The organism is Paraburkholderia sp. WC7.3g (assembly GCF_050436345.1).
Classification (GTDB): domain Bacteria; phylum Pseudomonadota; class Gammaproteobacteria; order Burkholderiales; family Burkholderiaceae; genus Paraburkholderia; species Paraburkholderia podalyriae.
The window spans coordinates 329895-343297 of sequence record NZ_JBNDMA010000003.1 but is presented as its reverse complement, the minus strand read 5'-3'; the positions used below and the strand labels follow the sequence as shown (position 1 = coordinate 343297).

Genomic DNA, 13403 nt, shown 5'->3' with positions numbered 1-13403 from the left:
CCTCAACCACACCGCTACTGGAGTGACATATGAATGTTAAGGACCTGAAGCTGTCCCCGGAACAGTGGGTAGCGTTGCTCCAGAAGTACGGAGTGCCCGCAACCTCATTGACCGGGAAAGGCGCGCCTTGTCCCATCTGCGGCGGCAACGACCGCTTTACTTATGACAACAAGCGCGGCCGCGGCGACTGGGTGTGCCGCAAATGCAATGAGGGAAGCATGAGAGCCGGAGACGGCTTCGAGCTTATCTGCAAAACAGCCGGGATGACCTTTCGCGAGCTGATGCTGGAACTCGACGGCGGCATTCCGCTGCCGGCGCGTGACACACCCAGATTCTCTGGCATAGCGCCTTCGCCCGGTCGTAAGGCCGATCCGGCGTGGGCGCGAAAGAGGCTCGAGTCGATGTGGGACAGCGCTGTGGCGCACGGGCGCGACGATCTCATATCGAGGTATCTGCGGGCGCGTGTGCCCGGCCTCGAGGTTTCGTCGTCGCCGGCACTCCGGCTGGCAATGCTCGAGTACCGTCATGAAAAGAAGGTGATCGGTAAGTGGCCTGGCGTTCTCGCCAGATTCACGTTGCCCGACGGACGCCTCGGCACTCTTCATCGGACCTTCCTTGATCGGTCGAAGCCCGCGAAGGCAACGATCATCACTAACGATGGCGAAGTTCTGCCTTCAAAGATGAATGACGTGACGTTGCACAGACTGAACGGCGGCGCAGTCCGGCTGATGGAGCCGGTCAACGGCGAGATCGGTGTAGGCGAGGGGCTCGAATCGGTGCTCGGCGCGCATATGCTTTTCGGCGTGCCGGTGTGGTACTGCCTTAACCGCGTGCTGCTTGCAGACTTCGTTGTTCCTGAAGGCCTTGGAATCCGCCTAGTGCACATCTTCGCGGATTTTGATGCTGTCGATCCGAAGACGCGAAAGTCGCCTGGGATGGCTGATGCGCTGGCGCTTGCAAAACGTCTTCGTGCTGACGGCTACACCGCGATTGTTCACCGCCCAAAGGTTCGCGGCACTGACTTCGCGGACGAATGGATGACGTCATGTAACAAGCCTCGCGGTCTAGCCGTCCCTGCGCGGCTCGGCGGGAAGCCCGAGGCGCTGCATATCTGATTGACTGCGGCTTTGTCCGCTCAGTAGTTGTTCTAACCGCCCGGTGGGGATTCGTCCCCGCCGGGGCCGCAATCCGTCTGGGCCTTCCTCATGGAGAGAAGCATGTTCAAGATGATTGTTGGCCGGTTTGAGATTGTTGCTACGTCGGGCATTAAAAACGGTTCGGCACGGGTCGGCAAGTCGGAAGCGCAGGCCTACGATGTGATCGACCGGCGTAAAACCGGCATTGTTACGCCCGAGAAACGCGGCGTTGAGTTGGACGACGCGTGGACTTATTGCGTTCGCCATCAGGGTCGAGCTCGCGGTATCGCCTTATTGCATTGACTCATCCCCATAACGACAAACCCGGCCATTGGCCGTAATGCCGTTCAGTTAAGGTCTCTCTTCAGGAATCGAACGGTGTAACGGAAAGGTCTGGATTTGACGGCCCGGGCGCAAGTGCGCCCGGGCCGTTTTTCGTTGGGAAGCTGCTTGAGCCGCTCGCGCAAGCGAGTCAGCAGCATGGGAAGTTTGCCGTACGAGCGCGTCACGGCCGCCCATGTCATTTCATACTGGATGATATGGAAGGCCCGAATAAAGCTCAGATCCTCAGGCGCGTGCCCAGCATCAAGCGCGGCTTTGGCTATTTCCAGACGGATCAGGTTGTAGGCGACCAGGGCGCCCCAAAGCTCCTGGTAGACCCCTTGCACAGTCTGACTGCGAAGCGTCAGCTCCATGCCCAGCATCGACTGCTTCAATTCATGGTAGCTGGTCTCGATCTGCCAGCGACGCTCGTAGCACGCCACGATGTCGGCCGCCTTGAAACGCCGTCGATCGGTCAGGGACGTCAGCAAGATCCGTTGCCTGCCGCGGACATCGACGGCAAGCACCGCGCGGGCCTCCCAGAATTCGGGTAGTTGCGGGCATTTCGTTCGTGCCTGCGGCGAAACGCGCATGCGCACGATCTGGTCCCCTTCGTGCCCCCTCACCACCTCCCAACGCGTATTGGACTTGGCCGGGATGATGAAATGCCGGTTCTCGCCACCCGAGACCAGGTTGCATAGCAACTGGGCCGACAGGAACCCCTTGTCGAACACGGTAATGGAGTTATCTGGCACGCGCGGGATAAGCTCACGCGCCCAGATCATCTCATTGATGTCGTAAGGACCGAAGCTGGCATCGCGCACCAGACGCGTCGCAATGGTGGTGAGCGTGACTGCGCGCAATTGAGGATAGCTGCCCACCCGGTCATGAGTGGCGGCTGAGGCGCCAAAGTGCTTGCGGTTGGCGGCACTGTCGGCGGTTTGCAGCGTGGTGCCATCCATCGCGAACAGCGCGAAGCCCTTGAAGAGATACTTCGCCTGATCCTGCGCGACCCAGTTCCTGGCCGATTCGTGAAACAGCCACGCCAGAGGAGCGGCGCCGGTGCGCTGCCGCGCCTGGGCGATGGCGCTTTTACTGACAAATGACGCTTGCGGTGTGGGTAAGGCAAGGTCCAGTTCGTCAACGACCTCACTGATCGACTGGTGCCGGTACAACGCCAGCGCAATCACCAGCCATACGACCTGCTGCGCGGGTAGCCGGCGCCGACGAATGCTCGCACTGGCACTGGCCTGTACCGCACATTCGATCCACTCGTACGGAAGATGCTGCCCCAGCCGGTCCCATTCGAACGGCCGCTGTGATTCGACCAATGGGCGTAGATCATCGACCAGCATGGCGATGAAAGTTAACACCCCTGCGTCACGTTTACAACCACTTTGCGCCACAAACAAAAAATGCCGTTCAGTCGCTTAACTGAACGGCATTAGGCCATTGGCCGGGTTTTTTTTCGCCCTGAGTCGATGAATTGGTTCACCACGGAGAGGTCTTGATTCGGAAGACGATCTTCAACAGCAGAAACATCATGAACAGGAACGGGCGCAGTATGCCAATCGCCCACAGAAATGCGATGCCGCAAATCATAAAGATCGAAACGGTGAGATCGCATTTGGGCAATAAAACGTCGATGGCAATGAAGCCGAAAAGCGCGGCGGCAACGATCGCACGGCGCGCGAGGGGATCCAGACTCCAGAATTTGTTAAGCATGATCGCTGTCCTTGCGAAGCCACGACAGCACCGCACCGCGCAGATGAGAGGAAGACTCTAAGGCTGCAACGCCCACAGCCACCAGGAGCCAGAAGCGCGCGGCCCGAGTCCAGTCCGCGTTAGTTAGTACGTCCAAGAGGTCCATTGTTTCTACTCCATTGGTAAGGCCCGTCACGCAGCCGATGACCTATCTTCGCAGCCGCAGGGAGAAGTCAAGTGGCGACGCCTGCGCTCAGAAGAACGATGCGAACTCGTCGGCCAGCGCGCCGGTGTCGTGTGCATGGTCAAAACTGTCTGTGGAAGCGACATTGAGTGGTGACTCTTCAGTCCGCGACTGCCGTTCACCGAGCGCAACCGGATGTGATTCGGACTGCCGCCCACCGACCACGGGAGCGCCGGGGGAGACGCGCGCGGCACGGCTGGATTCGGCGTTGACTGCGTCTCTTAGCCCAGCTTCCGCGATTGATCGCAGTAGCGCGGCCCGCTCGCGAGGTGAACTGGCCGCCGAGAGTCTCGCGTACAGGAGCGGCGTGGTCACCTCGTCGATGACCACCTTCATCTGGAGCTTGTCGCTCATGCTTTCGCAGGCTCGCGAGTGCGTTCACGCGCAAGCCCTGCCTCGCCGACGACGAGAAAGCCCCTGACGTTGGCGAGGCAGGGGGCGTCGATTATTTCCATCGTTACACGCGGATACGCACGCCGGATCGCCGGTGCATAAAGCGCCGCACCGCCGCCTGACAGGATGATCGACCGCGCGTTGGTGAGCTGTCCGACATTGTTCTGCATTTCCTTGACGACGCCAGTGATCAACGGCTGCGATTTTTCCAGATACGGGTCGAGGTCGATCTCGTTGCCATTAAACCGGAACGGCGTCCGCTCCCGCAGAGCCTTGTCGATGAGCTCCAGATCCTCGACCTCTTCGTCCTGATCGCGGGCGAGCAGGCCTGCAATACGCTGGTAGATCTGCGAGGCGCCTCCAGGCATGCCGCCGCTTCGCCTGTCGTCCATGGTGAAGCCGTTTGCATAGACCCAGTCGGTTGTGAAATATCCGACGTCAACGACCAGATGGGCGCTATCGCGGCCGAACTCTTTCTGCCGGTTGCCCGACGCCGATACGAGTGACCCGAGCGGCTGGGGAATGACGACGACCTTGTCGACTGTCACGCGACCGGCGCCGAAGTCCCACTTGCCAGTGAAGCGTTCCTTCAGCTTCTCCGCGAGCTTATGCATCGTGTGGACAGGCAGCCCGAGAACAAGCCTCTCTATGTGTGTCACTTCGGAAAAGTGAATTGCACCTGCAAGCAGCGCGGCGTAGTTATCCGAGAGAGCGAAATCGTTGGAGAGCGCGCGGCCAGTATTGCCATAGGCGGCGGTCAACGGTACATCCGGCCCAACCTCATACTCGACTTCGTCGATCATCATCGTAGCAACGTTACGGGAGGTAAGCACGGCCTCGCCGGAAGCGGAGAGAGCGCGAGTAGCCGCGAGCGGTGCAAGCGATGGGAACATGGCGGAAGCGATCGTGCCGCTTGCCGCGCGGTACGCGTATTTGGTATTGCCATAGCCGACGTCGACGGCAAAGACGGAAGTTTTCAATGTGACTCCATGCGAGGTTAGTTTTGGCTCAATGGCAAAGTGACACTTATCTAACACTTAAGTGTCAGACAGCCGGGGCGAAAAGATGAGCAAGCCCGGAAGTGCCACTTAACTGATACTTTTGTGTCAGTTCTGCCTGATTTCAGTCTATCCCGCGTTCTGCAAAGTCAAGGCAACTTAAGCCCACTACATTTACGTAGCTTTCACTGCGCCGGCAAGTAACGCGCGGAGATATTCTCACGTTACCCACCGCGCGACGAGCGCATCGACCTCGAGTTTCACCATTGAAGGGATCGCTTTGCCTGGCGAAAACCCTTCCTGTCACAGGCCGCATTCTGACGCGGCCTTTTTCTGAATCAAATCAAGTGCACCATGGTCCACACTGAGGACCCCGGACACGCGATATCCATTGAGTTTGCGGGCGGTTTTGCCCTGATCTGCGCGATGAGGCGACGTGTAAGGCGGACAGTCGGACAATTCCGGCACTGCGCACGACGACTCAGACACGCATGGACACACCCTTTCAGCACACGAAGCTGAGACCGTTACATGAAGCCCGACACACTGCGGCCGATTGAACGGACTTGGGGGTGGGGGCTTGTGCTCGCCTATCAGCGAACACATCCCTGTACGGAAGACGACGGCAGGCGCAGCCGGACAAAGAAGCGCGCAAAAGGTATTGCCGGGCAGTTGGCCGAAGTCGTGCGAGTCGAGAGACAGGCGCACACGGGCACGCGAAGCGTGTCACAGGCCGGCACGGCAGCCAGAGCAGTCGGCGTAGTCGGGATCGCGGAGCGAAAAGCGCTGCGGCCCGACCTGCGAGACCGCGGACCCGATCAACGACGATGGACTCTGCAAAGGCACATCCGGTTCGGTGATCGCAGGGAAAGCAGATATCGCAGGCAGGCATCGCGCGTAAGCGCGGCGTCTCGGAGCAGGCAGCAGCTGGACAGTCGATGCACGTCTCTTCCACGTGCGGGGCTGATCGAATGGAATCGCTAAAGGACAGGAAGGCAGTACCCAGCGGGGAACGCAACGCGCAGCGCGGTCAGGTTGATGCAGGGGATAGGCTCCCGGCGTCCCGCGCGCAGCGCTACCGACGATGACCGTGACAAGCGGTCATGTTGAACACGGTGTCCGGTGCCGCAGCGGCGTCCGGACAGGTTGCTGTGCAACGGATTGCGCGGCGCTACATACATGGGGGCATCAGGGTGTCAGCGATTTTGAACGTGCGCGCGGTGTTGCGCGACTACTGGTTGCGCGCCGATTTCAAGGACGTATTGGAAGAGCTGCTTCTGAGCAACGTGAATCGCGTTCATAGTCGGACGAGAATCAGCGCGAAGCCGCTTTCGATCAAAACGCAGGAGCGCCGGACGTCGGCGATCTGCAAGTCATTCGAAGAGTTGCGCCAGAACGGCTTCGCGTTGCAATCCCCTTACGCACTGAAGCAGAAACATGTCGAGTTCCTCGTCAAGTTCTGGGTCGATGCGAAACAGACTGGCGGGACAATCGAGAACAAGCTGACCTATCTCCGGGCTCTCTGCGAATGGATTAAGAAGCCGAATCTCATCGGCACGCTGGCCGACTATGTCGACCGCGAGCAGCACGATCTCGTGCGCTCGTACGTAGCGCAGCGGGACAAGTCGTGGGAAGGAAATGGCATCGACGCGGAAGCCAAGATCAACGAGATCGCTGTCACTCACCCGAACGTCGCGGTGCAACTGAAACTGCAGGCGGCGTTTGGTCTGCGCGTTGAAGAGAGTTTCCTGCTACGCCCGCTGGAGGCTGTGCGTAACCACGATTTGCTTGACGTCACCCGCGGCACAAAGGGCGGCCGTGAGCGAGTCGTGCCGATTGAGCTCAAGTTTGCCGTGCTTGAGGAGGCCGCGACGCTTTCGAACCCATATACCGGGTCAACGATCCCGCATGGATACACGAAGCAGCAGTGGCGGGAACACTACTACCACGTGCTAAAAAAACATGGCGTCACGCAGGCGGGGATCGGAGTGACCAGTCACGGCCTGCGTCACCAGTTCCTGCAGCAAATGTACGAACGGATTACTGGTGTCGGAGCGCCAATCAAATCGCCTGCAGAACGGGTAGATCGCGAAGCGCATAAGGCGGCAATGCAGCGCGTCGTCGAGGCAGCGGGGCACAGTCGGGCAACGAAGGCAAACGCTTATCTCTCAACGCATGCTGCGTTGGCCGTCAAGAAGACGAGTTCGCTGACCAGAGAGATGGCACTGGAGGCCGTCGCTACGGCAGGCGGGGTGAAGTCGCGCGCCGCAGCCGCGATGGGAATCTCGCGTCAAGCGCTGTACAGGCTGTTAGAGAAGTGAATGGCGGGCCGCTTTGTCCGGTTGCCTGCCTCGCACCGTCCAAGGCTAATGAGCCACGGTCTCCGCTACCGGCACATGCAGCAAAGATATGAGCGGATTACGCCGTTTAGGCACCGATGAAGCAACCCACGCAGCCGGTAGATCGCGAGGTGCAGAAGGCGGCTATGGCGCGCATTGTCGAAATGGCCCGACACGACAAAGCGGGGAATGCTCGGCTGATGTGGTAACGGCAGCCGGTCGTTGTTCCAAAAATCTATCCAAATATCCGTTTTTGGAACGGAGAGGGTCGGAAAAAACGCTGACTAATCAGGCACTTGGTGACGTCCGTTTTCGTAAAAAAATAACCATGGTTAATTTTTTGGAATGTTTTGGCTAACGCAGCCACTCAAGGACCGGGCTGGTCAGTGCGTGATACGTGAAAATCACTCCGAGTGCCAGCACGGTAAGCAGCTGCGGAACGAGCTTTTCGCGATGGCGGTACGCGGCACGAATGTATTCGACTGGGGACATGGTCTTCTCCGACAGGTGGTTGTTCGCTCACCGATGTGGCGAGAGTTGAGTCCAGTATGGCGCCGCTCCTGCGAAGTCAAGTCACCAGCGGTTGCGATCCGGCAGGTCGTCAACGGCGGCTGAGACCCGGGTCTCAAAGGAGCAATCCTCGTCACCACTGGTCGCCGGAATGCGTGGGAACTGAACGGACGCCACACCATCGATGTAGACGAAGCGCGCCATCTGCTGCAGCGTGCGATAACGGGCGGCATCCTCGAGCACCGGGTCGATCGGCCAGAAATCGCGCGTAGTGATTTTCCCGTCGACAATCTTCTGCGCGAGCATTGAGAAAATCGGGCCGCGCTTCTCCCAGTCCTCCGTTGTGCGACTAAGTAAATCGAGGATGTACGGCGCGTCGATCGGCGAGATCTCTTTGCGTACGAGATCGAGCAATTCGCCCTCGGCCGCGGCCGGGCGGTTCAATCGCTGATTCCATATCTTTCCGGCCTCATCGAGTGCGGCGTGCCTGTCGTCGCCGACGGGTATCCACGGCGTCTGCATCCCGCAGTCGTCGCACAGGATGCAGCAAAGCTTCTCGGTCGGCGGCTCCGACAGCGACCGCGCCTCCATATCGTTCATCACGGGGGCGGTGCTGGAATTGATCTGCAGGAAATCCGTCGAAGGCCTGATGCGGCCCCCGATCACTCGTTGGGACCAGCCGAACGCCCAGTTGCCGCCACAGTGTGCGCAGGGGAAAAGTTCATCAGTCATGGCGCTTCCTGGGGACAGTGTATTTATAGTCGAATTGTAATGTCTGCCGACCAGCGCTTCTGGGCAAAACGACAGGAATAAACACAAATTGCGGCAAGTCAGCCGCTCAGGGCGTCAGCTGCGTGGTTGTACGCTTCGTGCGAGAGGAGGCGTAGAGGGCGCAATGACTCACAGTCGAACACCAGGCGGTAGGCGTATCCAACGGGCACCGAGAGGAGCTGCCGGTTCGACGAGCGGATCGGTTTTCCCTTGAGCGCGCACGGGTGAGTGCCGTCCCGCACTTTCGCGAGGATCGATCGAGCCTCTCTCTGAAGGGATGGCAGGTGAGCCACGCAGGACAGGTCGACCGGGTCGGCTGCGGCCAGTTCTTGCTTAGCGAGGCGCTTATGCTTTCGCGCGAGCGCCTCGGCTTCCTTGGCTTTGGTGATGGCGACGCAGGTATGGCAGTACTTACCTTTGCCCGAGTGCCCGCAAGGGAAGTCTCGCTTCATGGTGATGCCCTTCAGTTAGATGGTTCACCATTCGACCATGGAGCAGCGCTCAGTCAAGGTCAGGTTGAGGAAGGATTGGACGGGTCTTTCGTGGGCTGCCGGGAATCCAGTTCGGCCGACAGTTCGAGGATGCGCGAGTCCGCTCGCGCGAGCCTCGTTTCCAGGCGCTCTATGTGAGCGAGTGCAACGGCGTACTGGTCAGCGAGCATCGTGAGGGCCCAGAAGGGCGTGAGCGTGGCAGAGCAATCCCGGCAGGTAACGATTCCGCCGCGCGGGTCGAGGCGGATATTGCGATGGGCGCACTCGCCGGGGCGGTGCGTGCGATCGTCTGTGGTGACGCGCAGGCGCGCGAACGGGAGGACACTGCTCATGCGCTTCCGGGCGGTAAGGGTACGGGTTTATGGGGCGAGGGCGGGGGAATGTATGTCGGGTATGCCGGAGGCGGCGTCAAGCGCAAAGAGATTCCGGGAGATCACTTCGTCGCGCCGGTAGTGCCGCTCGATCGTGTCAAGGTAACCACGGAACGCGTCCGTGTCAGAAGGGGGAACGCGATCGCTGCCGGCCGCAAAGCGCACATCGGTTGGAGCGTTGGCGTGCCGCTCGATGCTCGTGAGCGCAGCCACGTCCGGAAGCCACCAGCGATTCCAGCGCGTCGTGAACTTCAGCCAGCCGCGCGCGGCGGCGTCCATTTCGTTCCACGATGCCTGAAAGTCGAGAATCGCGCCGAGAGAGCTGAAGAAGGCCATCCGCACAGTTGTGTCGTCCGCAGCGGCGACGACGATCTGCTTGCGCCGTTCGTCGACCGGATCGGTCGAGCTTGCCATGCAGAGCGCCGGATAGCTGACGTGCCAGTCAGCACCGCGGGCCAGAGCGCGCTGAAGAAAGAAAGAGTTGGATTCCATTTTGTCGATCCTGTTCGGGCTATGTCTGCCTCACCCTATATGCATCGGCAGCAAGTCAAGTCGGCGACGGTAGCACGACCGAGGCGAGCGGCGATGGTGGAACCCATTCGACGCATGGCTCACTGCGCGAAGCGTACATCGCCTGCTTCTGCAACTTGCGGGCGCGGTATGCGTCGTTAGCTTCCATGCCATAGATCTCGATTGCGGTTGGCCGCGCTGTGTCTGTCAGACGGAAGTCGGGCAGCATGTCGTCGCCCTCGTCCCGCCGTAGCGGCTTTTCGAACCGCCGCCGCTCATCCACAAGACGGTTCGCCATATCGACCTCGTAGCTCGAGTCACACGGTATGAACGCGCGGTTGCAAAGCTGCAGGGCGAGATCGACCGCGCGCAGATTGCCGTCCTTCGTGCGTTCAACGACGAGCACGGCGACGACCCGGGCTTCCGGCTGGCCGATCATCGGCCACGCGTGCCGGTAAGAACGTGCAGCGCTTTCAACAAGCGCTTTCGATGCATAGAACGTCTCGAATGTCTGACGCAGGCGGACGATGAAGCCATACTTTGAAGGATCGATGGCCTTGATTTCCGCGATCACGACGCCGCGGTGCGATTCTGTCGGCGTGGTCCTGATCCGGCTCAGGAAGGCGTCGAACTCGGCCTTGATGGTCGGCAGTTCACTTTCTTCGTAGCGCCGCATGACGTGAACGACGTCCTGAACCGGCTTGCCGTTCATCTTCCCTTCGCCGAGCACTGCGAGGATCTGTGCACTGCAGGTACCCCAGTTGCGCTGCGCTCCGCCTGACCAATGGTTCAGGCCAGCGTCTTGCCACACGCGCTGCAAAAAACCGAGTAGCGGTGCGGATCGGCGCGACGCAGCGCGCGAATTATCGTCCGGTGAGCTTTCGCTTCTAACAGTACCGACAGTGCGCACCGTCAGGGACACGTCTAGTCTCGCATCGAGTCCCGCATGCGTCGTGCGGATAGCTTCCTGCTCGATGCCAGAAGCGCCACTCAATGCGGTGGGTTCGGCGAAGAACGAACAGACGTCCCGCTTGTGATAGACACCTTCGTCTGGCCAGCGCGCGAGATGGAAGAGCGCGCCGTAGCGGCGAACGACCAGTCGAAGCGGCTTGCCCCCGCCCGCGCTCTGGCAAAGGCACTCGGCGTAGCCAGACGTCCGCTTCGCGCGTTCGAGTCGTGTCGCGAAGCGTGCGGGATTGTCCTGCACCTCTTCGAGGGATGTCACCAGGCCGTCGAATCGGACGTTTGTCATCTGTCAGTTCTGTAGAAAACCCGGCCACGTGTAGCCTACGTTGCCGCGAAAGGCGTGTGTCCCAAGCAGCTTGCTCACCTGACGAACGCTGCTGGCAAACTGGTCGAGGTGGTGCTGGGTCGGAAAGCGGGCAACGATGCGTCGCAGTATGCCGGGTGCAATGTAGTCGCGCTGCTCGACATACCCATCGCCGATGAGTCGTCCATCCAGCAGTCCGGGAGTCCTAGCGCCGTGGCGCCGCCGACCCCTTGTCCACGCGTTGTATCGACAAATTCAAAGACGATCGTGATCATGGTTGGACATCCGCGGTACGGAGAGCGTCGCCGTGTCTGGCCATCCGCCCGAGCGGGATGATCCGCTCGATGGTCGAGACGTCGATAACGTGGCGGACGCCTGTCGCGTTCTGAAATTCGAGGAAAGTCACGCCATCAACGACGTGCTCCTGGATGAAGGTGCGTTCGAGCACGAGGCCGGGGAAATAGCCGTTGGACAGCGCCAACGCGCGGGTCTCGATGCAATAGCCCGTGGCAGGGCGTAGCTGGTCTGTCGCGTGTTGCATGCGGGTCACGGTCGCGCGTGCCCGCGCTTTGTTCCGTACGCGTCGAAAAGCGAGATCGCGCCGACTGCCATGACGAATGTGTTGAACACGGCCAGGCCAATGAGCCAGATTGCCCGCTTGTCGCGCACGGCAATCTCTTCGGCGCGTTCTCTTTCCGCCGCAGCAAGGTTCGCGCGCTGTGCGGCAAGTGACTGGGCTAGTGCCTGTTCGGAGCCAACGTCGTGACGGGCGAGCACACCAGAACGAAGTGCGGGCGGCATATCCCGCATCGCATCCGACACGCCTGTGAGTTCAGAGACGATTGCCGTATCAATTACGACGCCCACCGCTGCGCGCTGGGGTTGCAACTGGAATCCAGCGAGGCCGATCGTCGCCGTCGACGTGAGCACGGCGATGATGAGGATGGACAGCGTGGCGCGTTGACTAAATTTCATGCGAGTCGATAGAAAGTTCACCCATCAAGGGCGGGCACGGACTTATTTTCCGACTACTACGTTGTCGCGCGGCTTGCAAAGACACCGCAAATCGCAGTTCTTTCGGCACCGGACTGTTGAAACGACTGGTAATTCGAAAGACCAATGTAATGCGACCCTTGGAAAGAAGCAGGAAAACAGCGTCATTCTTCGTTAGTAGTCTGCCCATGGGTAAAGATCTGGCCGATGTTCGATATCGCAGCAGCCTGGCGGAGCCGCGTCGCGCAGACGTGAAAAATAAGAGCCCGCAGTTTTTGGAGAGTCACGTTATCCACATGCTTGTCCCCAGAATATGTTGATAACCCGAGGGGCACGCACGCAAGAGGCGATGTGAAAACGCCGTCATTCGGCCCTGCCGACGGCTTCGCGCGCCGTATTGTTTACACATCACCCGCGCATATGCGCATCGACTGACCGCGCACCTGCGCAATCCATCTGACGGCCGCTTCACGGTCGCTCATTCAACCCAGACGGGAACCATCCCGCTCTGGCGTGGTGTGTCCCGTCCAATTCATCGAGGGAAACACCATGTACACAGCACTTGTTCAGCAGTTCAAGGACGCACAGGCGAAAGCGGCGGCTGCCTATCTCGAAGTAAGCGCAGCAGAGACCGCGCTGTTTCCAGGCGACGGCGAATACTGCTATCGCGCCGCGGAATCCCGGTCCGATTACAAGACCGAACGTGAACTCAGCGACTTCTGCAATCGGCTCTCGCATGTCCTCGTCAGAGAAGCAGTTCGACGGTTCTCGCCCGAGGGCGGACGGCTGGAGATAGATGACCGCAAGGAACTCGACAACGCGTCAATCGACATTTCCGGCGCGCTGCAGGCCGGCAAGTGTCCTGACTTCGACGCGTTCTGGGCTCATCTTGAACGCACGTTCAGCGGCGACGCCGGGAAACGGATCGGCCTGATCCAGGCCGCAAAGCTGATCATCGACGGGTTCTACATTCGCCCGAATTCCGAGATCAAGCGGACGTCCAGCGCGATTGTGCTCGAAGCTCGCATCTGGAGCGAGACCTGTTACCGCTCCAGCGCCCGCAAGCCGACCTATCAGTCGGGCCAGAACGTGGCCAGTCTTACGCGTGGCCTGAGTGCGTTCGCGGCGCATGCTGGCTTCGACGTTCTATCCTTTGACCTCAAGCATGCCCGACTGCCCGACTACGAATTCGACACTCGCGAGAAGGTCAGTTTCCGTGGTCTGGATGTCGTGATGTACAACGAGAAATGGCAGTTCAAGTTCTCGCATGAGGTCGGAGACGCGCTCCCGCTGTTCATCAGCGAGTTTGGCGCCGACTACCTTGCCTCCCGTGACCGTTACTAACGCGGGGG

Annotated in this window: 16 protein-coding genes; 4 read left to right on the top strand and 12 right to left on the bottom strand. The window is 60.0% G+C overall.

Annotated features, from left to right (window positions below; all coding sequences use genetic code 11):
- Positions 1-29: 29 nt before the first annotated feature.
- Complete coding sequence (locus tag OKW43_RS32990) at positions 30-1115, top strand: primase-helicase zinc-binding domain-containing protein (RefSeq protein WP_429452398.1); 1086 nt, start codon at positions 30-32, stop codon at positions 1113-1115.
- Between the two features lie 102 nt (positions 1116-1217).
- Positions 1218-1439 carry a hypothetical protein gene (locus OKW43_RS32985; protein WP_134466873.1) on the top strand — a complete coding sequence of 74 codons (222 nt, stop codon included), beginning with the start codon at positions 1218-1220 and terminating at the stop codon, positions 1437-1439.
- Positions 1440-1483: 44 nt separating this feature from the next.
- Here the strand turns inward: OKW43_RS32985 and OKW43_RS32980 are convergent, their stop codons facing one another.
- The 4 genes from OKW43_RS32980 to OKW43_RS32965 all read right to left on the bottom strand — a co-directional run bounded on the left by OKW43_RS32980 (position 1484) and on the right by OKW43_RS32965 (position 4778).
- Positions 1484-2812 (bottom strand): IS4 family transposase, encoded by a 1329-nt coding sequence (locus tag OKW43_RS32980; RefSeq protein WP_429447332.1) that lies wholly within the window; start codon positions 2810-2812, stop codon positions 1484-1486.
- 136 nt (positions 2813-2948) lie between these two features.
- A complete protein-coding gene (locus OKW43_RS32975) occupies positions 2949-3182 on the bottom strand; it encodes a hypothetical protein (RefSeq protein ID WP_102636056.1) in 234 nt (77 codons plus the stop codon).
- A 232-nt stretch (positions 3183-3414) separates the two neighbouring features.
- Complete coding sequence (locus OKW43_RS32970; RefSeq protein ID WP_429452395.1) at positions 3415-3759, bottom strand: hypothetical protein; 345 nt, start codon at positions 3757-3759, stop codon at positions 3415-3417.
- On the bottom strand, positions 3756-4778 hold the full coding sequence (locus tag OKW43_RS32965; protein WP_429452393.1) for a PRTRC system protein D: 1023 nt from the start codon (positions 4776-4778) through the stop codon (positions 3756-3758). The genes OKW43_RS32970 and OKW43_RS32965 overlap by 4 nt, the downstream gene beginning before the upstream one ends.
- A 1211-nt stretch (positions 4779-5989) precedes the next feature.
- On the opposite strand from OKW43_RS32965, the gene OKW43_RS32960 reads away from it, so the two are divergent.
- Positions 5990-7117, top strand: coding sequence for an integrase domain-containing protein (locus OKW43_RS32960; RefSeq protein WP_429452559.1), 1128 nt, complete (start codon positions 5990-5992; stop codon positions 7115-7117).
- A gap of 372 nt (positions 7118-7489) precedes the next feature.
- On the opposite strand, the gene OKW43_RS32955 is transcribed toward OKW43_RS32960, so the two are convergent.
- The 8 genes from OKW43_RS32955 to OKW43_RS32920 all read right to left on the bottom strand — a co-directional run bounded on the left by OKW43_RS32955 (position 7490) and on the right by OKW43_RS32920 (position 12054).
- Positions 7490-7627, bottom strand: coding sequence for a hypothetical protein (locus OKW43_RS32955; protein ID WP_154670924.1), 138 nt, complete (start codon positions 7625-7627; stop codon positions 7490-7492).
- Between the two features lie 81 nt (positions 7628-7708).
- Positions 7709-8377, bottom strand: coding sequence for a Lar family restriction alleviation protein (locus OKW43_RS32950; RefSeq protein WP_114200372.1), 669 nt, complete (start codon positions 8375-8377; stop codon positions 7709-7711).
- A 98-nt stretch (positions 8378-8475) separates the two neighbouring features.
- The gene (locus OKW43_RS32945) at positions 8476-8868 is read right to left on the bottom strand and encodes a DUF7682 family zinc-binding protein (RefSeq protein WP_134466868.1); all 393 of its coding nucleotides are present in this window, start codon (positions 8866-8868) and stop codon (positions 8476-8478) included.
- A 59-nt stretch (positions 8869-8927) separates the two neighbouring features.
- Positions 8928-9239: a hypothetical protein gene (locus tag OKW43_RS32940; RefSeq protein WP_429452390.1), complete on the bottom strand. Its 312-nt coding sequence runs from the start codon at positions 9237-9239 to the stop codon at positions 8928-8930.
- Positions 9240-9266: 27 nt separating this feature from the next.
- Complete coding sequence (locus OKW43_RS32935) at positions 9267-9770, bottom strand: hypothetical protein (RefSeq protein WP_429452388.1); 504 nt, start codon at positions 9768-9770, stop codon at positions 9267-9269.
- 55 nt (positions 9771-9825) lie between these two features.
- Positions 9826-11040, bottom strand: a complete 1215-nt coding sequence (locus OKW43_RS32930; protein ID WP_429452386.1) for a DUF1173 family protein — start codon at positions 11038-11040, stop codon at positions 9826-9828.
- A gap of 289 nt (positions 11041-11329) precedes the next feature.
- Entirely contained in the window at positions 11330-11599 is a 270-nt protein-coding gene (locus OKW43_RS32925; RefSeq protein ID WP_429452384.1) for a hypothetical protein, read from the bottom strand.
- A gap of 5 nt (positions 11600-11604) precedes the next feature.
- The gene (locus OKW43_RS32920) at positions 11605-12054 is read right to left on the bottom strand and encodes a hypothetical protein (RefSeq protein WP_429452382.1); all 450 of its coding nucleotides are present in this window, start codon (positions 12052-12054) and stop codon (positions 11605-11607) included.
- Between the two features lie 546 nt (positions 12055-12600).
- Here OKW43_RS32920 and OKW43_RS32915 point away from each other — a divergent pair.
- Positions 12601-13395 carry a hypothetical protein gene (locus OKW43_RS32915; protein ID WP_429452380.1) on the top strand — a complete coding sequence of 265 codons (795 nt, stop codon included), beginning with the start codon at positions 12601-12603 and terminating at the stop codon, positions 13393-13395.
- Positions 13396-13403: the final 8 nt, after the last annotated feature.

What these genes read in the sequence shown, in the direction of transcription:
- OKW43_RS32935 (WP_429452388.1), bottom strand. Translation starts at nt 9,770, where the DNA reads ATGGAATCCAACTCTTTCTTTCTTCAGCGCGCTCTGGCCCGCGGTGCT.
- OKW43_RS32925 (WP_429452384.1), bottom strand. Translation starts at nt 11,599, where the DNA reads ATGCAACACGCGACAGACCAGCTACGCCCTGCCACGGGCTATTGCATC.
- OKW43_RS32970 (WP_429452395.1), bottom strand. Translation starts at nt 3,759, where the DNA reads ATGAGCGACAAGCTCCAGATGAAGGTGGTCATCGACGAGGTGACCACG.
- OKW43_RS32990 (WP_429452398.1), top strand. Translation starts at nt 30, where the DNA reads ATGAATGTTAAGGACCTGAAGCTGTCCCCGGAACAGTGGGTAGCGTTG.
- OKW43_RS32915 (WP_429452380.1), top strand. Translation starts at nt 12,601, where the DNA reads ATGTACACAGCACTTGTTCAGCAGTTCAAGGACGCACAGGCGAAAGCG.
- OKW43_RS32955 (WP_154670924.1), bottom strand. Translation starts at nt 7,627, where the DNA reads ATGTCCCCAGTCGAATACATTCGTGCCGCGTACCGCCATCGCGAAAAG.
- OKW43_RS32940 (WP_429452390.1), bottom strand. Translation starts at nt 9,239, where the DNA reads ATGAGCAGTGTCCTCCCGTTCGCGCGCCTGCGCGTCACCACAGACGAT.
- OKW43_RS32985 (WP_134466873.1), top strand. Translation starts at nt 1,218, where the DNA reads ATGTTCAAGATGATTGTTGGCCGGTTTGAGATTGTTGCTACGTCGGGC.
- OKW43_RS32930 (WP_429452386.1), bottom strand. Translation starts at nt 11,040, where the DNA reads ATGACAAACGTCCGATTCGACGGCCTGGTGACATCCCTCGAAGAGGTG.
- OKW43_RS32980 (WP_429447332.1), bottom strand. Translation starts at nt 2,812, where the DNA reads ATGCTGGTCGATGATCTACGCCCATTGGTCGAATCACAGCGGCCGTTC.
- OKW43_RS32945 (WP_134466868.1), bottom strand. Translation starts at nt 8,868, where the DNA reads ATGAAGCGAGACTTCCCTTGCGGGCACTCGGGCAAAGGTAAGTACTGC.
- OKW43_RS32975 (WP_102636056.1), bottom strand. Translation starts at nt 3,182, where the DNA reads ATGCTTAACAAATTCTGGAGTCTGGATCCCCTCGCGCGCCGTGCGATC.
- OKW43_RS32950 (WP_114200372.1), bottom strand. Translation starts at nt 8,377, where the DNA reads ATGACTGATGAACTTTTCCCCTGCGCACACTGTGGCGGCAACTGGGCG.